The organism is Candidatus Macondimonas diazotrophica, assembly GCF_004684205.1.
GTDB lineage: Bacteria > Pseudomonadota > Gammaproteobacteria > UBA5335 > UBA5335 > Macondimonas > Macondimonas diazotrophica.
On record NZ_SRIO01000005.1, the window covers coordinates 110,361 to 133,344 of the forward strand.

The 22,984-nt window shown below is 63.8% G+C and carries 20 protein-coding genes; 9 read left to right on the forward strand and 11 right to left on the reverse strand.

The window, feature by feature from the left end; translation table 11 throughout:
* Positions 1-13: 13 nt before the first annotated feature.
* From E4680_RS05355 to glyQ, 8 genes are all read right to left on the reverse strand, one after another.
* Positions 14-673: an SPOR domain-containing protein gene (locus tag E4680_RS05355; RefSeq protein WP_135281360.1), complete on the reverse strand. Its 660-nt coding sequence runs from the start codon at positions 671-673 to the stop codon at positions 14-16.
* 2 nt (positions 674-675) lie between these two features.
* A complete protein-coding gene (gene argS / locus E4680_RS05360) occupies positions 676-2,412 on the reverse strand; it encodes an arginine--tRNA ligase (protein ID WP_422666667.1) in 1,737 nt (578 codons plus the stop codon).
* Between the two features lie 55 nt (positions 2,413-2,467).
* Positions 2,468-2,893: a peptide-methionine (R)-S-oxide reductase MsrB gene (msrB, locus tag E4680_RS05365; RefSeq protein WP_135281362.1), complete on the reverse strand. Its 426-nt coding sequence runs from the start codon at positions 2,891-2,893 to the stop codon at positions 2,468-2,470.
* A 124-nt stretch (positions 2,894-3,017) separates the two neighbouring features.
* Positions 3,018-3,692, reverse strand: coding sequence for a hypothetical protein (locus E4680_RS05370; RefSeq protein ID WP_135281363.1), 675 nt, complete (start codon positions 3,690-3,692; stop codon positions 3,018-3,020).
* A gap of 88 nt (positions 3,693-3,780) precedes the next feature.
* Positions 3,781-4,527 carry a lysophospholipid acyltransferase family protein gene (locus tag E4680_RS05375; protein ID WP_135281364.1) on the reverse strand — a complete coding sequence of 249 codons (747 nt, stop codon included), beginning with the start codon at positions 4,525-4,527 and terminating at the stop codon, positions 3,781-3,783.
* The gene (gmhB, locus tag E4680_RS05380) at positions 4,524-5,135 is read right to left on the reverse strand and encodes a D-glycero-beta-D-manno-heptose 1,7-bisphosphate 7-phosphatase (protein ID WP_135281365.1); all 612 of its coding nucleotides are present in this window, start codon (positions 5,133-5,135) and stop codon (positions 4,524-4,526) included. The genes E4680_RS05375 and gmhB overlap by 4 nt, the downstream gene beginning before the upstream one ends.
* A gap of 17 nt (positions 5,136-5,152) precedes the next feature.
* Entirely contained in the window at positions 5,153-7,225 is a 2,073-nt protein-coding gene (glyS, locus tag E4680_RS05385) for a glycine--tRNA ligase subunit beta (protein ID WP_135281366.1), read from the reverse strand.
* A complete protein-coding gene (gene glyQ / locus E4680_RS05390) occupies positions 7,222-8,175 on the reverse strand; it encodes a glycine--tRNA ligase subunit alpha (protein ID WP_135281367.1) in 954 nt (317 codons plus the stop codon). Before glyQ ends, glyS begins: the two co-directional genes overlap by 4 nt.
* Positions 8,176-8,549: 374 nt before the next feature.
* Here glyQ and glnA point away from each other — a divergent pair, with 374 nt between their 5' ends.
* The 3 genes from glnA to ntrC all read left to right on the forward strand — a co-directional run bounded on the left by glnA (position 8,550) and on the right by ntrC (position 12,814).
* Positions 8,550-9,959 carry a glutamate--ammonia ligase gene (glnA, locus tag E4680_RS05395; protein ID WP_135281368.1) on the forward strand — a complete coding sequence of 470 codons (1,410 nt, stop codon included), beginning with the start codon at positions 8,550-8,552 and terminating at the stop codon, positions 9,957-9,959.
* A 315-nt stretch (positions 9,960-10,274) separates the two neighbouring features.
* Positions 10,275-11,399 (forward strand): nitrogen regulation protein NR(II), encoded by a 1,125-nt coding sequence (gene glnL / locus E4680_RS05400; RefSeq protein WP_135281369.1) that lies wholly within the window; start codon positions 10,275-10,277, stop codon positions 11,397-11,399.
* The gene (gene ntrC / locus E4680_RS05405; protein WP_135281370.1) at positions 11,396-12,814 is read left to right on the forward strand and encodes a nitrogen regulation protein NR(I); all 1,419 of its coding nucleotides are present in this window, start codon (positions 11,396-11,398) and stop codon (positions 12,812-12,814) included. Before glnL ends, ntrC begins: the two co-directional genes overlap by 4 nt.
* A 10-nt stretch (positions 12,815-12,824) precedes the next feature.
* Here the strand turns inward: ntrC and E4680_RS05410 are convergent, their stop codons facing one another.
* On the reverse strand, positions 12,825-14,168 hold the full coding sequence (locus E4680_RS05410; RefSeq protein WP_135281371.1) for an NAD(P)/FAD-dependent oxidoreductase: 1,344 nt from the start codon (positions 14,166-14,168) through the stop codon (positions 12,825-12,827).
* A 134-nt stretch (positions 14,169-14,302) separates the two neighbouring features.
* On the opposite strand from E4680_RS05410, the gene E4680_RS05415 reads away from it, so the two are divergent.
* Together E4680_RS05415 and E4680_RS05420 are read left to right on the forward strand one after the other, a co-directional pair.
* Positions 14,303-15,097 carry an NRDE family protein gene (locus E4680_RS05415; RefSeq protein ID WP_135281372.1) on the forward strand — a complete coding sequence of 265 codons (795 nt, stop codon included), beginning with the start codon at positions 14,303-14,305 and terminating at the stop codon, positions 15,095-15,097.
* A complete protein-coding gene (locus tag E4680_RS05420; RefSeq protein WP_135281373.1) occupies positions 15,094-16,941 on the forward strand; it encodes a S9 family peptidase in 1,848 nt (615 codons plus the stop codon). The genes E4680_RS05415 and E4680_RS05420 overlap by 4 nt, the downstream gene beginning before the upstream one ends.
* Positions 16,942-16,950: 9 nt before the next feature.
* Here the strand turns inward: E4680_RS05420 and E4680_RS05425 are convergent, their stop codons facing one another.
* Positions 16,951-17,880, reverse strand: coding sequence for a hypothetical protein (locus E4680_RS05425; RefSeq protein ID WP_135281374.1), 930 nt, complete (start codon positions 17,878-17,880; stop codon positions 16,951-16,953).
* 198 nt (positions 17,881-18,078) lie between these two features.
* A complete protein-coding gene (locus E4680_RS05430) occupies positions 18,079-19,203 on the reverse strand; it encodes a hypothetical protein (protein WP_135281375.1) in 1,125 nt (374 codons plus the stop codon).
* 232 nt (positions 19,204-19,435) lie between these two features.
* Here E4680_RS05430 and E4680_RS05435 point away from each other — a divergent pair, with 232 nt between their 5' ends.
* The 4 genes from E4680_RS05435 (at position 19,436) to E4680_RS05450 (ending at position 22,937) form a co-directional block, all read left to right on the forward strand.
* A complete protein-coding gene (locus tag E4680_RS05435) occupies positions 19,436-19,798 on the forward strand; it encodes a hypothetical protein (protein WP_135281376.1) in 363 nt (120 codons plus the stop codon).
* A 76-nt stretch (positions 19,799-19,874) separates the two neighbouring features.
* Positions 19,875-21,278 carry a TonB-dependent receptor gene (locus tag E4680_RS05440; protein ID WP_135281377.1) on the forward strand — a complete coding sequence of 468 codons (1,404 nt, stop codon included), beginning with the start codon at positions 19,875-19,877 and terminating at the stop codon, positions 21,276-21,278.
* A gap of 10 nt (positions 21,279-21,288) precedes the next feature.
* Positions 21,289-22,188 (forward strand): metal ABC transporter substrate-binding protein, encoded by a 900-nt coding sequence (locus E4680_RS05445; RefSeq protein ID WP_135281378.1) that lies wholly within the window; start codon positions 21,289-21,291, stop codon positions 22,186-22,188.
* A complete protein-coding gene (locus E4680_RS05450; protein ID WP_135281379.1) occupies positions 22,185-22,937 on the forward strand; it encodes a metal ABC transporter permease in 753 nt (250 codons plus the stop codon). Before E4680_RS05445 ends, E4680_RS05450 begins: the two co-directional genes overlap by 4 nt.
* Positions 22,938-22,984: the final 47 nt, after the last annotated feature.

Here is a 22,984-nt window from a genome sequence, read left to right on the forward strand (position 1 = left end):
GGCGGGCCACCGGCTAGCGGTCAGCGTCGGTGCGGATCAAGAGCGCATCCATCCCGTTGGACTTCAGCTGCGCCTTGGTGGCTTCGACCCGCTGCAGATCGGTCAGCGGCCCGATACGAACCCGATGCCAGGTCTCGCCGCTGCCCAGCGTGGCCACTTCGATGCGGGCTTCCAGCCCCAATAGAGCGAGGCTGGCCTTGACCCGGTCGGCGTCCTCGAATTTGCGATAAGACCCGACCTGGAGGATGTATCGTGCCGATGGAGACGCGGCAGGAGGCGGTGCAGGTGCCGGCGAGGTCGTCGCCACGCTTGGCGGCTTGGGCTCCTCGGGCATGGGGATGACGACTTCGCCTTCCTTGAGCAGCTCGTAGAAATCGTAGCGCTCCTGGTCCGGTGCGGCGAACGGGGGATCGGACGCTTCGGGTTCGGCCCCCTTGTCCGGCGTCGCCTGGACCGCCGGCCGTTCCTGCCCCACCGGCCCCGGTGCGGGCACCAGTCGCGATGGCTTGTTCTGACTGATATAGAACACGGCCGCACCCGCCACGCCCAAGGCCAAGCCGAGCAATAGCCAAGCCCAGCCGGGAAGGCCTCCCCCGATGTTCCGTTGAACGGGGCGCCGCCGGTTATGGACGACGCGCCGCGCAGTCCGATCGGAGCGGGAGCGGCCAGCCATCTTTACATCCGCTCCGGAGCCGACACACCGAGCAACGCAAGGCCATTGCGCAAGACCTGACGCACGCTGGCAATCAGGCACAAACGCGCATTGCGCACCGCCGAATCGGCGACCAGAAAGGTCTCGGCGTTATAGTACGCGTGAAAATCCTGCGCCAGATCGCGCAGATAGTGTGCGATGTGATGGGGGGCGTGCTGCCGGGCGGCAACCTCGATTGTTTCGGGATAGCGCGCCAGCATGACCATCAACGCCCTTTCATGTGTGCTATCCAGCTTGGGCAACTCTGCGGCCGCGGGCTCGAAATGCTCGCCTCGCTCGGCCAACTGGTTGAACACGCTACAGACCCGGGCGTGTGCATACTGGACATAGTAGACCGGATTATCGGCGCTTTGCGACTTGGCAAGCTCCAAATCGAAATCCAGATGCTGTTCATGCGAGCGCAGTACATAAAAGAAACGCGCCGCGTCGTTGCCGACTTCCTCCCGCAGTTCGCGTAGCGTCACGAACTCGCCAGCCCGCGTGGACATGGATACCTTTTGCTTGCCGCGGTAGAGGATGGCGAACTGAATCAGCAACACGGTGAGCCGGTCGGTGTCCTCGCCCAAGGCAGCCAGCGCCGCTTTCACACGCGGCACATAGCCGTGATGATCCGCACCCCACAGGTCGATAATGCGGTCGTAGCCACGCCGATATTTGTCCAGATGATAGGCGATGTCCGCCGCGAAATAGGTCGGCACGCCGTTTTCACGCACCACGACCCGATCCTTCTCATCCCCGAATTCGGTGGCGCAAAACCAGAGCGCACCCTCCCGGATTTCGGTATGGCGGCTTTCACGCAGGGTTTGCAGCGCTGACTCGAGCGCGCCACTGGACCCCAGGCTGCGTTCGGAATACCACCGGTCATAGGTCACACCGAACTCGGCCAGATCGTCCCGGATATCCCCCAAAATGGCCTCGAGACCCATGTTGAAGACCCGTGCATACCCGGATTCGCCGAGCAGCGCCCGAGCCCGGGCGACCATCGCATCGATATAGACCTCGCGATCACCGCCATCGGGTTCATCCGGTGGCAATCCGTCCAATACCTTCGCCGACGGCTGTCGCAGCGCCTCGCCCTCGCGCGCCAGCAGATCATGCGCGATCGGTAGCAGATAGTCCCCACGGTAAGCGTTGGCCGGAAACGGCAGGGTTTCGCCACACGCCTCGAGATATCGCAGCCAGACGCTCGCGGCGAGAATGTCCATCTGGCGCCCGGCGTCATTGATGTAATACTCGCGCTCGACCTGATAGCCGGCGGTACGCAGTACATTGGCGAGACTGGCCCCGTAGGCCGCCCCGCGGCCATGGCCCACGTGCAGCGGCCCCGTCGGATTGGCGGACACGAACTCCAGCAAGAGACGCTGCCCGCACCCCAGATCGATTTCCCCATACCGATCACCGAGCATGAGAATGTCTTTGACCGCTTGATGATAGGCCGACGGATGGAGATGTATGTTGACGAACCCAGGCCCGGCCACGGTGACCTTGGCAACCTGCGGATTGTCCGGCAGCGCACCGACCAGCGCGTCGGCAAGCTCGCGGGGCTTGCGGCTGCACTTGGGCGCCGCGATCAGCGCCCAATTGGTGGCGAAATCCCCATGGGCGGGATCACGCGTGCGGTCGAGTTGCAGCGGCAGAGCGCGGGCGGCATCGGGACAATCGGGAAGCTGAGCAATGGCCTCGGACAGCCACTGCGCGATCGCGTGTTTCAAAGTTCAACCTCAAAGCCGAAGTAGGGCCAAAAGCGCAATGGTATCAGCGGTCCGGCGACTTGTTGAGCGGCCCCTCCCCGTCCCGTTCCAGATCCAATGCAGCGGAATTGATGCAGTAACGGAATCCGGTTGGCGCGGGTCCGTCCGGAAACACATGACCAAGATGCGCCTCACACCGGGCGCAACGCACTTCGATACGCCGCATCCCGTGGCTGGTATCCTCATGCCGCGTGACGGCGTCCTCAGACACCGGCTGCCAGAAGCTGGGCCAACCCGACCCCGAATCGTACTTGCTTGTCGAGGTAAACAAGGGCGCATTGCAGCAAACACAACGGTACAAGCCCGCGTCCTTGCAGTCGTGATAGATACCCGTGAAGGCCGGCTCGGTACCACCCTGTCGGGTGATGCGATACTGTTCGGGACTGAGTCGCGCCCGCCAGTCCTCGTCGTTCTGGGGAAGAGATTCCATGGCCGTACTCCCGACGGTAAACCGGCCCTCAGAATAGCAGGGCCGAATCAGTCAGGGGATGCCGTCACATAAAAAAAGCGGCCCGTGACGGGCCGCTCTCGGATCGGCGAGATCCCGATCTCGATCAGAAGTAGTAAACAGCACCCACGGTCCCGGTCACGCCTTCGCTCTGGGCATCCAGATCATCGGAATCTTCATAACGGTAGCCGACTTCGAAGTTCAGGCCCAGTTCGGGCAGGCCGCTCAGCATGAACTCGGCACCCACGGCCGGAAAGACGAACCAGCCGTCGGTTTCCGCATCACCTGCAGGGGTTTCCAGCTCGGCGCTGGCAAAGCCGGCTTCCAGGGATACCAGGAACTTGCTGTTCTCACGAACGACGGGGGCGAAAATGCCCTTCACGCCAACCGCGTAGCTGGTCAGTTCGTCGTTACCCTGCTCATCATTCTGATAGTAGAGGGTGCCTTGCATACCGGCTTCTTCGGTGAGCCAATAGCGACCGGCGAAGGCCACGGCATCTTCTTCGATAATCTTGCTCAGACCGAGGCCAAACTTGCCGGCGGTTTCCGTTGCCATTGCGGCGGGAGTCGCGACAACAGCGGCCAGGGCGACGGCCGGGAACACGAGCTTGCGTTGCATGGTGCTCATCTCAAAACCCTCTCTCGTTGGTGAATTTGTAGGCCCGGCAGCGTTACTTGGAGGCCAATCCTGCATGCTCGACAGGTCGGCGTACACTACCGTCTTTTTGATGGAGCGAAGCAAGGCATGTTGAGCATTGTCTGCCCAGCCAAGCGATGTCATGGTAAGGTCTTATGCGTGGATACGCAATAAACCTCATAAACTTCTTTATATACCGGTCGGTGCCTTTGAGCTCCGGGAGAATGTGCTCTCAGCGCGTGATTTTCGCCAAGCTGGCACTGGTCTGCTCGATCCAGGCCTGCGCTTGTGCATTGATCGTCTCGACATCCTGACCCTGGACATCGAGTGGCGGCCCGATGGCCAGCCGCGCCGTGCCCGGGCGGATACGCCAAGTCGCGCCGGGCCAGAACAGACCGGTATTCACTGCAATCGGTACCACAGGGACGCCGGCACGCTGGGCCAGCCAGACACCGCCCTTGTTGTAGGGGCGCGATTCGCCGGGAGCGACGCGGGTCCCTTCCGGATAGACCACCACCCAGAGCCCCATGCCCAGGCGCTCCTGCCCCTGTCGCAACAACTCCTTGAGGGCCGCGCGCGGTTGCTCGCGATCAATGGCGATAGGATGAAACGAGGCCAGCGACGGTCCGAACAGCGGGATACGCAGCAGTTCGCGCTTGAGAACCCAAGTCTGCCGCGGCAGGATCAGGGGGAGCAGAAAGGTCTCCAGCGTGGATTGATGCTTGCACAACACCACTGCCGGACCGGCCGGAAGATGCTCCAGTCCTGACACGGCATGGCGCAGCCCCACCACCCAACGCAACAGGGCCGCATGAAACTGCAGCCACATCAGGGCCAGGCGGTAGCGCAGCCGATGAGCCAGGGGGCGGCTGGCCAGGATGACCGGAGCCCAGAGAATCACACTCGTGGCCAGCAAGGCAATGAAAAGCACGCAGCGCAACGTCTGGATCATGCCCAGTTTGCGTTCCCCAGCATTCATGGCTGCTGCTCGCCCGCTGGGTCGGCGGTGGTGGCAACCCAGCGGGCCGCGAATGCGTCGAGATCCATGAACACGGGAAAGTCGATTGACAGCCCATATTCCTGCAAGGTGCGCTCGCCATGCCCGGTTCGCACCAAAACCGCGCGTGCACCGATGCTGCGGGCAGCTTCGAGATCGCGCGCCGCATCACCCACGACGGTAAGCGTCGCCGGATCGATGCTGGCCCACGCCGCAATGCGTTGCAGGAGACCCGGGCGCGGCTTGCGGCATCGGCAGTCGGCATCCGGCGCATGCGGGCAGACGAAAATGCCCGCCAGCCGGCCGCCCGCCCGCTGAATCTCGGACTCCAGATGCGCGTGGATGACCGCCAACCCTTCCCGGGTCAGCAGTCCGCGCCCCACCGCAGATTGATTGGTGGCCACCGCCATACCGAATCCGGCCGCCGTCAACCGGGCGATGGCGGCCAGGCTACCCGGCAGAAAATCGAGTTCCTGCGGCGTTTTCACATAGTCTGCCCGGTCTCGGTTGATGACCCCGTCGCGATCCAGAACGATCCATCCCCGCGCTGGGGGTGCCGGCGACGCGGTCGGTCCAATGGGCAGCAGCATCGATGGATCCACGGGGCTCATTTTGCTGGGCAGAGCAGAGAAATGTCTGCCACCTCCCAGAATAGGGCATGCAATCTCGCCAGCAGCGCGAATCGGTTGGCCCGCAGCGCCGGATCCTCGGCATTGACCAATACAGTGTCGAAAAAGGCGTCCACCGGGGCGCGCAAGGTGGCGAGTGCCGCCAGCGTCCCCTGATAATCGGCCTGGGCCACCAGCGGCGCAACCACAGCTTGCAGGTCCGTCAACGCAGCAAACAGATCCGCTTCTGCGGCCTCCTTGAACAGGGCGGGATCGACCGCGCTGGCCCCCGGGGCAGTTTCGGACTTGGCCAGAATATTGGCGACCCGCTTGTTCGCAGCAGCCAAGGCCATCGCCTCAGGCAGATGGCGGAAGTGGTTGACGGCGTGCACCCGCCGGTCGATATCCACGGGAACCGACGGTGCGCGCGCCATGACCGCCATGAAGACTTCCGACGTAATGCCCTGATCTTCATAGATGGCGCGCAACCGCTCTATCACATAGGCAAACACCGGCTCCACCGGCTCGACCTTGAGGGCGCCATAACCCGCTCGCGCCTGACCCAGCATTTCCCGCAAGTCCATGTCGAGCCCGCGCTCGATCAGGATGCGCAGCAAACCGATGGCGGCGCGGCGCAACCCATACGGATCCCGCGAGCCGGTCGGGATCTGACCCATCCCGAAGATGCCGACCAGTGTATCGAGCCGGTCGGCCAACCCCAGGGCACAGCCGGTCAATGTCGTCGGCAGGACGTCGCCCGCGAAGGCCGGCAGATACTGCTCGCGCAGGGCGCTTGCGACTTCGTCGGCTTCACCATCCAGGCGTGCATAGTGCGCCCCCATGATGCCCTGAAGCTCGTCGAATTCGCCGACCATCTCACTCATGAGATCACACTTGGACAGCATGCCGGCGCGCTGCGCGAGCGCGACATCCCCGCCGATGCGCTCAGCGAGCCACCGCGACAGCGCCGCGAGTCGTTCGGTCTTGTCGAACAGACTCCCGAGCTCGGCCTGATAGGTCACCGTGCGCAGCGCCTCGCGACGCGCGGCGAGCGGCTGCTTGCGATCCTGCTCGAAGAAGAAGGCTGCATCGGCCAGACGCGGCCGGATCACCCGCTCGTTGCCCGCGATCACTTGGACCGGATCGCGCGATTCCAGATTAGCGACGGTAATGAAATGGTTGAGCAGACCACCCTGCGCATCACGCACCGGAAAATACTTCTGATGGCCGCGCATCGAGGACATCAACGCTTCGGCCGGTACCTCGAGAAAATGCGCCTCGAACCGCCCGGCGAGCGGCACCGGCCACTCGGTGAGCGCGGTCACCTCGTCGAGCAGGTCATCGTCCAGCACCGCCTCGCCGCCCAACGCCGCAGCAGCGGCAGCGACCCCTTCGGCAATGCGCGCGCGGCGCGCGTCGAAATCGGCCACCACATGGGCTGCCATCAGACGCTCGAGATAATCCGCCGGCTGATCCAGCACGACTGGGTCGGGCGCAAGAAAGCGATGGCCCCGGCTTTGGCGACCGGCGGGAACGCCCAGCACCGATCCCTCCACGACATCGGAGTCGAGCAGCATCACCAGCCAATGAATCGGCCGGACGAATTCGTGTCGGCCTGCGCCCCAGCGCATCCGCTTGGGTGTCGGCAGGGTGTCCAGTGCCCGTTCGACCAATTGAGGCAACAGGTCACGAAGTGATTGTCCCGGACGCGTCGCCCGATAAATCAGTCGTGACCGTTTGCCTTCATCGTGCCGCTCGAGCGCATCCACCGCCACGCCGCAGCTGCGGGCAAATCCCAGCGCCGCCGGGGTCGGCTGGCCATCGGCATCGAAGGCGGCGGCAAGTGCAGGCCCCGCTTTTTCCTCGATCTGATCGGGCTGACGGGTCAACGCATCGTCAATCTGCACGGCAAGCCGCCGCGGCGCGGCATAGGCAGCGACATGACCGAAGGTGATCTGCGCCGCCGCGAGTTCGCGTCGCATGCCGTCGGCAAAGGCATCGCGCAGCGCCCGCAGGGCCTTGGGCGGCAATTCCTCGGTGCCCAGTTCGATCAGCAGATTCGCCCGGCTCATGCCATCGCCTCCTGCCGAGCCTGCCACTGGCTCAGGACTTCCTGGCGCAGAGCCGGCGGAGCCATGGGGAAACCGAGGCGTGCACGCGCCTCGAAATAGGCTTGAGCGACGGCGCGCGCCAGCGTGCGCACTCGCAGGATATAGCGTGCCCGCTCAGTGACCGAGATGGCATGACGCGCGTCGAGCAGATTGAAGGCATGCGAGGCTTTCATGACCATCTCGTAGGCCGGCAGTGCGAGGCCGGCCTTCATGAGCCGACCCGCTTCAACCTCGTACAGATCGAACAGGCGGAACAGCTCATCAACCGGCGCCTGCTCGAAGTTGTAGGTCGACATCTCGACCTCGTTCTGGTGGAACACATCCCCGTAGGTCACCGGTGCGCCGTCGGGGCCGATGGTCCAAACCAGATCGAAAATCGAGTCCTTGCCCTGCAGGTAGAGCGCAATGCGTTCGAGACCATAAGTGATCTCGCCGGTGACGGGAAAGCATTCCAGCCCGCCCACCTGCTGGAAGTAGGTGAATTGGGTGACCTCCATGCCGTTCAGCCACACCTCCCAGCCAAGCCCCCAGGCGCCAAGGGTCGGGGACTCCCAGTTGTCCTCGACGAAGCGAATATCATGAACCTGGGGGTCGATGCCCAGTTCCCGCAGGGAATCCAGGTAGATCGACTGAAAATCGAGCGGCGAAGGCTTCATCACCACCTGGAACTGGTAGTAATGCTGCAGACGGTTGGGATTGTCGCCATAGCGGCCATCCTTGGGCCGGCGGCAAGGCTGGACATAAGCCGCATTCCAGGTTTCCGGGCCAATCGCGCGCAGAAAAGTCGCCGGGTGGAACGTACCGGCGCCGACCTCGAGATCCAGCGGTTGAAGAATCACGCAGCCCTGTCGGGCCCAGTAGTTCTGCAGTACCAGGATCAGATCCTGGAAGGTTTGAGGGGATGCGCTCATGGGACTCCACGCCGGAAAGAAGACTTGAGGAAAATCGGTGAGCCGGCCAAATCAAAAAAGTATACCGGCCTGGACTGTCTCCGTGCATCAGCCCTGTTGGAACCTTCGGGCAGGTGCTAACCTTGGCCACATCTCGCAGAGATCGGTGCGGGCGCATGAAGGGAGCCACCGCACCGCCCCAACTTGGTGCGACACGACTCAGGCGCACCATGATTGCGCGGCCTGCGGACCGCGGAACGACAGCGACAGCCCTGTTGCAGGGCATCGCCGTGCTGGCATGCTTTGGCATGGTTCATGCGTGATTCTATGGGATGCCCGTCCTTGGTGGGTCGTCTGAAGTTTGATCTATCGCAATTTGGAGGAATGCAATGTCAATGTCCGGCGATGATGTGCTGAAGCTGATTCAAGACAAAGAAGTCAGATTCGTGGACTTCCGGTTCACGGACACCCGGGGCAAGGAACAGCACGTCACCGTGCCTGCTCATACCGTGGACGCCGAGGTGTTCGAAAGCGGCAAGATGTTCGACGGCTCGTCCATTGCCGGCTGGAAAGGCATTCAGGAATCCGACATGATTCTGATGCCTGACCCGGAGACAGCCACCCTCGATCCATTCTTCGAGGAACTGACGCTAAACCTCACCTGCGATGTGGTCGAACCCGCCACCATGCAGGGCTATGACCGCTGCCCGCGATCACTCGCCAAACGCGCGCTGGCCTACCTTCAATCGACCGGCGTCGCCGATACAGCGTTCTTCGGTCCCGAAAACGAATTCTTCATCTTCGACGACGTTCGCTGGGGCGCCGACATCGGTGGCTGCTTCTACAAGATCGATTCGGAAGAGGCTGGCTGGAACACCGAAAAAGTCTACCCTGACGGCAACATGGGCCACCGCCCGGGCGTCAAGGGCGGGTACTTCCCGGTTCCGCCGGTCGATGCGCTGCACGATATCCGCGCCGCCATGTGCCTCACCCTCGAGGAAATGGGCCTGCCGGTCGAGGTCCATCATCACGAAGTGGCCACCGCGGGTCAGTGCGAAATCGGCGTGAAGTTCAACACGCTGGTCAAGAAAGCCGACGAAGTCCAGCGCCTCAAATATGTCGTGCAGAATGTGGCCCACAGCTACGGCAAGACGGCCACATTCATGCCCAAGCCGCTGGTCGGCGACAACGGCAGCGGCATGCATGTGCACCAGTCCCTGTCCAAGGCTGGCCAGAACCTGTTCTCCGGCGATCAATACGGCGGCCTGTCCGAGACGGCGCTGTACTACATCGGCGGCATCATCAAGCATGCCCATGCCATCAATGCCTTCACCAATGCCAGCACCAACAGCTACAAGCGTCTGGTGCCTCATTTCGAAGCCCCGGTCATGCTGGCCTATTCGGCTCGCAACCGCTCGGCCTCCGTGCGTATTCCCTGGGTGTCGAGCCCGAAGGCGCGGCGCATTGAGGTTCGCTTCCCGGATTCGACCGCCAACCCCTACTTGGCCTTCGCGGCGATGATGATGGCGGGTCTCGATGGCATCAAGAACAAGATCCATCCCGGGGAAGCCATGGACAAGGATCTTTACGATTTGCCGCCCGAAGAGGAAAAGGCCATCCCCAAGGTCGCTTTTTCGCTTGAGCAGGCGCTCAATGCACTGGACAGCGACCGTGACTTCCTCACCGCCGGCGGTGTATTCACCGATGACATGATCGATGCCTACATCGCGCTCAAGACGGCCGACGTGTCGCGGGTCCGCATGACCACCCATCCGGTGGAATTCGACCTGTATTACAGCCTCTGATCGCGTCAGTTCGACCGTCAAAACCCGCCTGAAGTAATTCAGGCGGGTTTTTTTTGATCCTGCAGACCATCCGGCCGCATTATGCATTCCCTTCCGCGGCCTGGATACCCGGCCATTCGGCACGGCGCCCCGATCGTGCTGCACCATTTTTTCCGCGTATCGATCGCCCTGCGCCCCCGTTCCGCACCAAAAAGGCGCATAATTGACCCCACCCCGGATCAATACGCCTCCGCGGGCCCGATATGCGTCAGGGTGGTGCGTTCAGGCACGCCATCATGTGGCGCCGGCACAGCTTTTGCTTGCCAAGACAACACCATGAACAATCGCTCTCGACAAGACCACGCGCTGACCGGCACCGGCCTGGGGGCCGCCGCGCTCCTCGATCAATTGGCGACTGCCGTCCTGGTTCTGGACGGGAGCCTGCGGATCCGCTATCTCAACAGCGCAACCGAGATGTTGTTCGGCGCCAGCGTCCGGCGACTGGCGGGGACCTCCCTCACCTCGCTGGTGCTACATGGAGAAAGCCTCGCTGAACGCCTGCTCGAGGCGCTCACCAGCGAGGCGCCCTACACAGAACGCGAACTCAACCTGCGACTCGGCTCTTTGAACGAGACGACTCCGGTGGTGGTCGATTGCATGGTGACACCCATTCGCCTGATCAATGGCGCGCGTGCCTTGCTGCTTGAACTCCACCAACAGGATCGCCACCTGCGCATTTCGCGCGAGGAAAACCTGTTGACCCAACAGCAGGCCAGCCGCGCCGTGGTTCGCGGACTGGCCCATGAAATCAAGAATCCGCTCGGCGGTTTGCGGGGTGCAGCGCAGCTGCTGGACGCCGAAGTTCACGATCCGGATTTGCGTGACTATACCCGGGTCATCATGGCCGAGGCCGACCGGCTGCAGCAGCTTGTGGACACCTTGCTGGGCTCGAACCGCCCCCTGCGCATCGGTGAAGTCAACATCCACGAAGTGATGGAACGGGTCCGCACCTTGGTCGCGGCAGAGGGGCATCCGGGGATCACGGTGCGCAGCGACTACGATCCGAGTCTCCCCTGCCTCACAGGCGACATGGATCAGATCATTCAAGCGATGCTCAACATTGTCCGAAATGCCATCGAGGCCGTGTTACCGCAGTCGCAGCGCAACCAACCCGCGGCCATCGTGCTGTCGACGCGTGCGCAACGCCAATTCACGATCGGACATCGCCGCCACCGCCTGGTCATCCGAGTGGACGTGATCGACAACGGCCCCGGCATTCCGCCCGAACTGGTCGAGCAGATTTTCTATCCCATGGTCACCGGCCGGGCTGAAGGCACCGGCCTGGGCCTGTCCATTGCCCAGGACCTCATCGGGCGGCACGGCGGCACCATCGAGTGCCATACCCGTCCTGGCGAGACCCGATTTTCCGTATTTCTTCCGCTTCAACAGGGCGAGTCATGAACACCGAAGTCGTCAACGTCTGGATTGTCGACGATGACCGGTCCATGCGTTGGGTCTTGGAAAAGGCCCTGCGCAACGACGGGATGTCGACCCAATCCTTTGATTCTGCTGATGCCGTACTCCGGGAAATCCGGACACGGCGACCCGATGTGCTGGTCACGGATGTGCGCATGCCCGGCATGGATGGCCTGGCCCTGCTGCAGCAGCTGCATGAGGAAGATCCGACCCTTCCGGTGATCGTGATGACCGCCCATTCCGACCTCGACAGCGCGGTCGCCAGCTACCAGGGCGGTGCCTTCGAATACCTGCCCAAGCCATTCGACATCTACGAAGCCGTGGAACTGGTCCGGCGCGCCTACAAGCACCGTGTTCAGCAAAGCCGACCGGATACGGCGTCCCCCGAACCGCCGAACATCCCCACCATCATCGGCGAAGCGCCGGCGATGCAGGAGGTGTTCCGCGCCATCGGGCGGCTGTCGCGCTCGCACATCACGGTCTTGATCAACGGCGAGTCGGGAACCGGCAAGGAGCTGGTGGCGCGCGCCCTGCATCGCCACAGCCCGCGGGCCGGCAAGCCTTTCATCGCACTCAACACCGCCGCCATTCCCCGCGAACTGCTCGAATCGGAGCTGTTCGGGCATGAGCGGGGCGCTTTCACCGGCGCCCAGGCCCTGCGGCGCGGCCGCTTCGAACAGGCCGACGGCGGTACGCTGTTTCTCGATGAAATCGGCGACATGCCCGCCGAACTCCAGACCCGGCTGCTGCGCGTGCTCGCCGACGGACAGTTCTATCGCGTAGGCGGCCATGTGCCGCTGCACGTCGATGTGCGCATTATCGCAGCGACGCATCAGAACCTCGAAAACCTGGTCAAGACCGGACAGTTTCGCGAGGATCTGTTCCATCGCCTCAATGTGATTCGGGTGCATGTGCCCCCGCTGCGTGAGCGGCGCGAGGACATCCCCTTGCTGCTGCGTTACTTCCTCAATCGGGCCGCCAAAGAGCTCGGCATGGAGGTCAAGATCCTGCGGCCCAACGTGGAAGCCTACCTGTGCCGGCTCGACTGGCCGGGCAACGTGCGCCAAATCGAAAACACTTGCCGCTGGCTGACCGTCATGGCCTCGGGGCGCGAAGTGCACATGGAAGACCTGCCGCCGGAACTGGCCCGCCAGGATGCCCGCAGCGCCGAAACCGTTCACAGCTGGGAGGATGGCCTCAAGCGTTGGGCCGAGCAACAGCTCGCCGGCGGCGAACAGGATCTGCTCGGTCATGCAACACCCAACTTCGAGCGCATCATGATCCGTGCTGCGCTGAGCCATACCGGTGGCCGGCGCCAGGAAGCGGCACGGCTGCTGGGCTGGGGGCGCAACACGCTGACTCGCAAGATCAAGGAACTGGAATTGCCCGAGGATCTGTGAATCCGGCGACTCAGTTGCCGGATCGGTGGGCGCGATCCGCATGATCGGTGCGAGCCTCGGGCACACTGGTAATGAGCCGCGAGCCGCTATTGCGGGTCAGGTAGTTCCAGGCCCACCGGGTCATCACGACCAGCCGGTTTCCAAACTCGATCAAGCCCATCATGTGCACCAATACCCACAGGTACCAGGCGAAAACGCCTCGCACATGCAAGAAGCGCAAATCACCCACCGCGGCGTGGCGCCCGATCACCGCCATGCTGCCTTGGTTCCGGTAGCGGAAAGACGGCAGCGAGCGCCCCCGCCGGCGGGCCTTGAGCAGACGCGCCACATAATCTCCCGCCTGCATTGCGGCCGGCGCGACGCCGGGCAGCGGCGTGGCGCCGTCGGGGGCGTAGTGGGCCAGGTCCCCGATCACGAAAATCTCCGGATGCGCCGGGAGTGACAGGTCGGCATTGACCTGGACCTTGCCCGCACGATCCAATGTGCAGGCCACCCGATTGGCCAAGGCCTGCCCGAACCGGGAAGCACGTACGCCAGCCGCCCAGAGCACGGTTGCCGCTTCCACGGTCTCTTCGCGCCCGTCCGCATCCTTCAACCGTACCCCGGTCTCGTCGATGTGGGTCACCAGCGTGCGGGTCATGACCTCGACTCCGAGCTTCTTCAACGAGTTTTGGGCAGCGCGTGCCAGATCGGCCGGATAACTCGGCAGTACCTGCGCTGCTCCTTCGGCCAGGATGATCCGACTGCGTCGCGTGTCGATATGATGAAACTCATCCTTCAGCGTGTGCTGCGCCAGTTCCCCGATGGCACCGGCCAGTTCCACTCCGGTGGGGCCGGCACCCACGACGACGAAGGTGGTCAGCCGCGCCTGTTCGACCGGATCTTCACTGAGCTCGGCCGCCTCGAAGGCGCTGAAGATGCGCTGGCGCATCTCCAGGGCATGTTCGATGGTCTTGAGACCCGGTGCATCCTCGCGCCAGGCGTCGTTGCCGAAATAGCTGTGCTTGACGCCGGTGGCTGCGATCAGGATGTCATAGCCGATGCGGATTCCCCCGTTGAGGATCACCTGACGGGCAGCTGGATCGAGATCGATCGCCGCGGCCTGGACCACACGCACATTGGGTCGGCGACGCAGCACATGGCGAATGGGCGTGGCGATGTCGCTGGGCGCCAGCTTGCCGGTGGCCACCTGATAGAGCAACGGCTGGAATAGATGGTAATTGCGCTTGTCGATGACGGTAACGCGGAAAGACCGATCCTTGGACAAGGATTTGGCCGCATACAAGCCGCCGAAACCGGCACCGACGATCACGACATGCTGGGGAGAGGGAGAGGAGGATTCGGTCGACGCCATGGTTGCCTTGCCGGTCTATGAGGATTGCCCGAAAGCCTTTCATGATAACGCATGCCGCGGATCGGGCCATCGCCCTTCTGCCCGCGATACACTGATACCATCTTCATCAGCCTTCGAGTGCGTTCGATCCGTTTATGTGCCTCCTCTTTGTCGCCTGGCGCCCTCAGGCCCGCCATTGCTTGATCGTCGCTGCCAACCGCGATGAGTTCCACCAACGCCCAGCCTTGCCCGCCGGACCTTGGCGCGATGCCACTGGGGTGATTGGCGGACGCGATCTGCAAGGCGGCGGAAGCTGGCTGGGGATCTCCGCGCACGGACGGTTTTGCGCGCTGACCAATTTTCGCGAACCCAACCGTCGTCGACAGGCAGGCGCTCCCTCCCGCGGCGCGCTGGTGAGCGAGGTACTGCGCTCACCTCAGAGTACGCATGCCGTGCTGACCGGGATGCTCGACCGGATCGAGGCCTATCCCGGCTTCAATCTGCTGACCGCAGATCACCAAGGGCTATGGCTGCTCAGTAATCGCACCACCCCATCCTTGCAGCCGTTGCCACCCGGACTGTACGGCATCAGCAACGGCACCCTTGAGGCCGAATGGCCCAAGGTGCGGCGTGGCAAGACGCGAATCGCGCACCTGCTGGACGAGGGTGAACCTTCGATCGACGCGCTGTTCGCGCTGCTTGCCGACGACCAGGTCGCGCCCGACAACGAACTGCCGCACACCGGCCTGGATTCGGCTTGGGAACGGATGCTGTCGCCCGCCTTCATCCGCCATTCCCAGTACGGCACACGCTGTTCCACGGTCGTGCTCGCCGAGACGGCGGCACCGCTGCGGTTGATCGAACGGCGTTTCGACGCGGCCGGCCAGCCCAGTGGTGAATCCGATTGGACCTTTGATGTCGACGGCCAACCCGTGCAGGTGAACGCATGACCGAAACGCCTCGCGTCTGGATGCCCGAGGATGTCGCCCGGGCCGGTTGCACGCCGGATCAGGTCGGATGGCTCGGCGATCGCCTCTTCTGGAGCGAATCCCGCCCGCACCAGAGTGGCCGCACCACCGTGATGTCCGCGGCTACAGGCGCCGCAGCGGCCGAATGCCTTCCGGCACCGTTCAGTGCCCGCAGCCGGCTCCTGGAATACGGCGGCGGCGCGTTCACCCTCGGCGGCGGTGCGCTCTGGTTTGTCAACGACCCCGGGCAGGATCTCTACCGGATCGACCCATCCGACGCCGGCCGCGCACAACGAGTCTGGCAGGCCGGAACGGATCGCTTCGGCGACCTGCAATGGGACGCCGCGCATCATCGACTGCTGGCCGTGCGTGAACAGGTCGATGGCCGGCTCAGCATCGTTGCGCTGGGCCGCCATGGCCTGGAGACGCTGGCGAGCGGCGCGGACTTCTATGCCAATCCACGCGTGAGCGCCGATGGACACACCCTGATCTTCATCGCTTGGGACATGCCGCACATGCCTTGGGAAAGCGCGGCGCTCTACCGCGCCGACCTGGTGGACGGCATGCCGCGCCAGGTGCGACAGATTGCCGGCGGTCCGGACCGGAGCATCTGCCAGGCCGAGTTCGACACCCAGGGCGACGTCGTCCTGCTCGGTGAGGTGAACGGCTGGTGGAATCCGCTGCGCTGGCACGACGGCGCGCTGCACAACCTGTGGACCAGACCGATTGAATGCGGATTCCCACGCTGGCAAGCCAACATGCGCCAGCTGGCGATTCTGGAGGATGGTCGGGTGGCCTGGATCGCCACCCAGCAGGGGCAACGCCAGTTGCTGCTGCTCGATCCTGCCACCGCGGCGGCCACGCCACTTGATCTGCCCTGGACCGAATACGCCAGTCTGAGCGGGATGGGCGACCGGCTTGCGTGCGTCGCAGCGGCCCCGGATCGTCGACCGGAAGTGATCCGAATCAGCCTCGATCCGGCGAGCGCCACCGCCTGTTCGAGCGCGCCGGCATTGCCGCCCGGAATCCCGGTCTCCCGGCCACAATGGCTGGCCTTCCCGAGCGGCGAGGGCGAAGCCTTCGGACATTACTACCCGCCGCCCCCCGGCAGCCCGAGCGCCGGGAACCGCCCGCCCTTGTTGGTGCGCGGCCACGGCGGGCCCACCAGTCGCGCCGTCACCGCGCTCGAGCCCCGGACCCAGTTCTGGACCAGCCGCGGCTACGCCGTCCTGGACGTGGACTATCGCGGCAGTACCGGCTACGGACAGGCCTACCGCAAAGCCCTTGATGGCCGATGGGGCGAGGCGGATGTTGCCGACTGCGTCGCGGGCGCCGACTTCCTCGTTTCGACGGGAAGGGTGGACGGCCGGCGCTGTGTGATCACCGGGAGCAGTGCCGGCGGTCTGACCGTTCTCGGCGCATTGGCGTTCCATGACCGCTTCGCCGCCGGCGGATGCTATTACGGCATCGGCGATCTGGCGGCGCTGGCGCACGACACGCACAAGTTCGAGGCACGGTATCTCGACAGCCTGGTGGGACCCTGGCCCGATGCCGAGCCGGTTTATCGGGCGCGCTCACCGCAGTACCACGCCGGAAAGATCAAAGCGCCGGTAATTTTCTTCCAGGGCCTCGAGGATCGCGTGGTACCACCCGCCCAATGCCGCGCAATGGTCTGTGCCCTGCGCGATAACGGCGTTGAGGCCGTCTACCACGAGTTCGCCGGCGAGGGCCACGGTTTTCGCCGCGCCGAAACCGTCATCGCCTGTCTCACTGCGGAGGCCGCGTTCTATGCCCGTCTCCTGGCGAGCGACCGCACCGTCCGGTGAAATGCCCGATCAGATCCCTTCAAAAGGCAGATCAATGCTTTTCAGATTGATGCGCCGGGGCAGATAACCAAACTCGGGGCGGTCGAGCCCGATGCTGAACAGCCGCTCGAAAGGCCGACGGTAGCCGTCATAGATCTCCGGACCGTGAACACTCAAAAAACGGGCCTGCGCCGGAGAGGCATCGGGCTCGAAGATGCTTCCGTCAGGCGCCTTGTCGGTAAAGAGGGCGAGCACCGCCCGCGCACCCGGTTGCGACGCCGGTCCCCGCAATGCCAACGGCGCCGCGACCGGATCGAGCCGATTGATGTAATGGATGTAGCGCGGTCCATTCGGGAAATTGTGATTGGCCGAACCGGTCGTTTCGATGCGCACCAGATCGAGTTGCTCCAGTCCCTTGCCCGGACGGAAGCGCCGCTGGCTCAGCAGCGCATGCATCCGTCGCACGGCTTCTCCGACGACAAAGGTTCCGGCGCTTCCGGCGCGGATATGAATCGGTTCGCCGCGATCGATCGCCTGCTGGATCAGCTGCTGCAGCGTATCCACAGCGGCGCCTTGCGACGTTCCGGGCAACAGCCCTTCGGCCAGCTCACGGGTATCGCCGGAATAATAGAAAAGGCCAATCGTCGAGATGTTGCTTCGCTTTGCCAAGGATTCAAGGACATTGGCAATGCGCCCGGGATTACCATTGGCGCCATTTACATAGAACAGGCGCTTGTCGTTGAATGGATTGAGTGTGCCTCGGAACACCGGAACATCGTCCGCACGGGTCAATGCTGGATCATAGAAACACCGGTCACCGCCGATGAAAAATCCATCCTTGGCAGCCAGATCGAGCACGCCATCCAGCGGAGTGCCCGCCAAACCTTGGCAGGCGCCCGCCACGCCAGCCCACAACAACGTCGTCGCCAGCACGGCGTGACGGACTGCCGATGTCCACATTTTTAGATACCGTCCCATTGATTTCCCGCCCGATGACGCGATTGCTGTCCCTAAAGCCGAGCGCTTTTTAGTCGCCATTGAGCGACAGGTCAAAGACTTTCCGACGAACGGCTATGGGCCACCGGCCGGCGCATCCCGCGGGCCGGTACACGGACCCCGGCAAGGAGGAATCCAATCAAGGGCGGCGGAACAGGTTGGTTACAGCCCTTCCATCACGGGCGGGGGCGTTTGCAGGTCAATGTGACGGACCCGACGCGATTCGGTCAGCCCAGTGGCATACAACACATCGAAAGGCCGGCGATAGGGATCGTAGGTCTGGGCGCCATGCACCGCCAGAAAGGCGTTGGACAGGAAGGCCAGGGCCCCTTTCAGCGCGTCAGGCACCGCCCCCACCCTGCCGCGCACGGGAGTCAACGCGGCGAGACCCATCCCGGCGATGAAATTCTGAGTTTGGAAGGGCTCGTCCACACCCAGGCCTTGGGCATTCAGGACGCTCAGAAGCGCCGCATCGTCGGCCATAGCGGACGATCCCACCTCCAGTGTCCGTACGGATTGCGCCAACGACACCACCGCCTGACCGCGCGTCACCCAGGATTGATCGGGACCGAAACGCGCGATGAGCGCTCGTGCGCCAGGATGAGCCACGGGCCCGGCAACACCGACCTTGGGGACCGGATCCGGCTTGGCATCGTAGTGGATGTAGCGCGGACCGTCGGGAAAATCCCGTGCCACTGAACCATGGGTTTCCACCCGCAACAAGTCGAGCGGCGCCGCCCAATCGCCCCGCAATCGCGCTTCCCTGGCGAGACGGTTGCGCGTCCCATGAATGGCTTCGCTGATCACCACCGTACCGGCGCTGCCACCCCGGATATGCACCGGCTCCTGGCGCGTCAAATGATCCGCGATCACCTGTTCCAGCGTCGCGACCGCCGGGCCGGACGAGACGGCGGGGAAGGCATCGATCGCCACACCGGCACCGTTGCCGGCATAGAAAATCCCGAGGATCGCGATCTGGCTGATCTCCGCCAGAACGGCCACGTTGACGGCCGTGATCACCGGCGATCCGTTGGCGCCGTTGACGTAATACAGCGTCGGCGCGTCCGGCGCCGTGCGGGAACCGCGAAAGCGCGGCACTCGCTCCGCGCTGACCGATATAGGGTCGTAGAGACAGATATCGCCCCCCAGATAAAAGCCGTCCAGTATTTGCGCGTCCACGGCCGGGCCCGGCGCGATGCCTTCCGGAAGGTCACAGGCCCCCACCCAGGCCGGCATGCAGGAAAGGCTGGCAACCGCCACCCACCATCGGAATGTTCTCAACGACATGGCTTCTATTCCCCTTGTATGTTGTTTGTTGTATGCGCCAGCGACCGCTGGCCAGCTGAGTCTAGGCTGCCTTCAACCAACCGCAAGCCCGCAGCAAAAGCAGTCGAAGCGGTGAAATTCTAGGCCAGACGGACGGATCAGAAGTGAAACAATGTTGCATCTATGGCGCCGCATGGCTAAGCTGCTGGCGCCGCATCGGCACAGATCCGTCCGTCTAGAGAGTCCAGCCCCCGTGATTGTCCATTCCGCTGCCGACCTGTTCCCGAGCCAGCTGTCGCGATCGATCCGTGGCTGGGCTTGGCTGGGTCTCGTCCTGGCTCTGCTGCTCCCGCTGGCGCAGCAGGGCGCGCTTCGGCACGCGCTGGAACATGTCGTGCGCCATGAGCATCACGAGCCGGCCGGCCTGCCCGATGCCGGTGCCTGCAAGGCCTGCACCGCCTATGGCACCCTCGGCGGCGGACTGCTTGCGCTCACCCCGCTCAAGCTGGCGAGGATCCCAAGTCTCCGCATTCCTCCACCGGAGCCGTCCGGCAAGATCCCGACGCCATCCGTCACCACCCGCGCGCGCTCCCCGCCCAGTCTCGTGAACCTCTGAGTACCAGCGCGGCGGCCATCAACAGCTGCCGTCTCACGAACCGTTCCCGACTGGGGACGTTCACGGGAGTATTTCCATGTCCAAGCGTGACGTATACCTTGCGGCGGCACTGTGCGCCTTCGCCGCACCGGCGCTGGCTGCGCCGCAAGCCGAACTCGATGCACTGCGTGCCGAATTCGATGAGAAATTCAAAGCCTTGCAGGCCGATTACGAAGCGCAGCTGAAGACGCTCGAAGAACGCGTCCAGGCGGCCGAGGCACAAGCCGACCAAGCCCAGGTGACGGCACAGACGACTGCCGCCAAGGTCGAGCCGACTGCGCCGATGACGCCCTCACCGGCGCCGCTAACAAGCGCCTTCAACCCCGATATCTCGCTGATCCTGCAGGGCGCCTATATCGATCGCGCCGGCGGCGAGCGGCCGATTTCGGGCTTCCTGCCGGCAGGCGAACACGCGCATACCGAGCGCGGTTTCACCCTGGACCACACCGAGCTGGTCATGAGTGCCAATATCGACCCCTACCTTCGGGGTTATCTGAATCTGGCCTTCGTCGACGAGGAAACGGAGATCGAGGAAGCGTGGTTCCAGAGCCTGCAGCTGGGTCACGGCCTCACCGTCAAGGGTGGGCGTTTCCTGTCCGGCATCGGCTACCAGAACGAAAAACATCCGCACGCCTGGGACTTCGCGGACAATAATCTGGTTTACGAGGCGCTGTTCGGCGAGCACCTGATTCAGGACGGCCTGCAGATGCGCTGGCTGGCACCGACCGAACTGTTCCTGGAGCTGGGCGCGGAAGTCGCCAAGGGACAGTTCTTTCCCGGCTCGGATGCCGGTGCAGACAAGAACGGTGCCAGCAGCTGGGCCGCGTTCGCCCATCTTGGCGGCGATGTTGGGGTATCGCACAGCTGGCGCGCTGGCCTGTCCTACCTGAGTGCAGAGCCGAGCGAGCGCGAAGGCTGGGTCGATGATCTGAACGATGTCGAGGCACTGACGCTGTTCTCGGGTGATTCCGAAACCTGGCTGGCCGATATGGTCTGGAAATGGGCACCGAACGGCAACCCACGTGAGCGGAACTTCACGTTCGCCGCCGAGTATTTCCAGCGCAAGGAAAATGGCGATCTCAATTGTCCTGACAACAGCGCCGACGGCGGTGCCTGCCTGGACCTGACCGACGGCTATGACAGCGACCAGTCCGGCTGGTACGCCCAGGCGATCTACCAGTTCATGCCCCGCTGGCGCGTCGGTACACGCTACGGCCGGCTCACCAGCGGCACCACCGAGCTCGGGATGAACGCCGCCAGCCTGGAATTCGCCGATCTGAATCCCGAACGCTGGAGCCTGATGGCCGACTACTCCCCTTCGGAGTTTTCGCGTTTTCGCCTGCAGTACAACCGCGACGAGATGCAGGTGGGTGAGCCGGATGATCAGTTCATCCTGCAATACATCATGAGCCTCGGCCCGCACGGCGCCCACCAGTTCTGAGGTGTTTGCGATGAAACTCCGTTTTAGCATTCTCTTCCTTGCACTATTGGCAATGCCTTCTGCTCAGGCGGCGCTGCGCGTGCTGGCCTGCGAGCCCGAGTGGGCGGCGCTGACGCGTGAACTGGCCGGCGATCTGGCCGAGGTCGACTCGGCCACCACCGCCCTTCAGGACCCACACCGCATCGAGGCACGGCCCTCGTTGCTGGCCAAGGCACGGCGCGCGGATCTGGTAGTCTGCACTGGCGCCGAGCTGGAAATCGGCTGGTTGCCGCTGATGCAGCGCCAAACCGGAAACGGGGCGATTCAGCCCGGCCAGCCGGGCTACTTCGAGGCAAGTGCGCAGGTGCCGCTGCTGGAGCGGCCGACCCGACTCGACCGCGCCCAGGGGGACATTCACGCTGCCGGCAATCCGCACGTGCATCTGGACCCCCATCGCATCGCGACGATCGCCCAAGCGCTCGCCCAACGCCTAGCACAGCTCGACCCCGCCAACGCGGCACGCTATGCCCAGCACAACACGGATTTCCAGATACGCTGGCAGGCAGCAATCACCCGCTGGGAGACACAGGGCGCAAGCCTCCGAGGCGTACCAGTAATGGTGCACCACAAAAATTTCAGCTATCTGGCCGATTGGCTAGGGCTGGCCGTGGTGGGTGATCTCGAACCCAAACCTGGCATGGAACCCTCCGCCACCCATCTCGCCAAGCTGCTCGACTCGCTGGCGATCCGTCCCGCGCGGACCATTCTGCGCGCCGCCTATCAGCCCACGAAGCCGTCCGAATGGCTCTCGCAGAAAGCCGGCATTCCAGCCGTAGAGCTGCCCTTCACCGTCGGCGGGGCACCGGGCACGGATGACCTGTTCGGGCTGTTCGACGTGACCCTAACGCGCCTGCTGAATGCCATGCCATGAATTTCGTTGCGATTGATGTGGGCCTCCTGCTGCCGGCCTTCGCGGCCGGCTTGCTGGTGCTGGCGAGCCACGTGCTGCTGGGCGGGGAGGTGCTGCGGCGGGGCATCATCTTCATCGATCTGGCGATCGCGCAGTTCGCTGGGCTCGGCATTGTCATCGCCAGCGCGCTCGGTTTCGAGGTCGGCAACTGGCGGATGCAGGTCAGTGCGGTGACTGCGGCACTGGGTGGTGCACTGTTGTTGCGCGCGCTGGAACGGCGCGCCCCGCAGCGTCTGGAAGCGCTGATCGGTGTCGCCTTCGTCACCGCCGCCTGCGCTGCCATCGTAATCATGAGCCACGATCCGCACGCCGGCGAGCACCTGCAGGAACTGCTGGTCGGGCAGATCCTGTGGACCACCTGGGGCGACCTGGGACCGTTGGCACTGGTGACCGCCACTGTGCTGGCGGCCTGGTTCGGGCTGCGCCTGAGGCATTCGCCGCTCGGCTTCTATCTGCTGTTCGCCCTCACCGTGACCGCCTCGGTGCAGGTGGTGGGCGTCTATCTGGTGTTCGCCAGCCTGATCGTACCCGCGCTGGCGTCCAGCGGCGGGTTGGCGCGCGGCTATGCAATCGGCGCGGCGGGCTATGGCTTGGGGTTGCTGGCTTCAGCGTTGTTTGATCTCCCAGCCGGAGCAGCCATCGTGCTCAGCCTGGTCACCATCGGTAGCCTGGCGGCAGGGATGCCGCGGCCGATTCGCCCATCTTTTTAAGGACGCCGGCAGGGGTACAATGATCGGCTCACGATCGACGTGCGAGT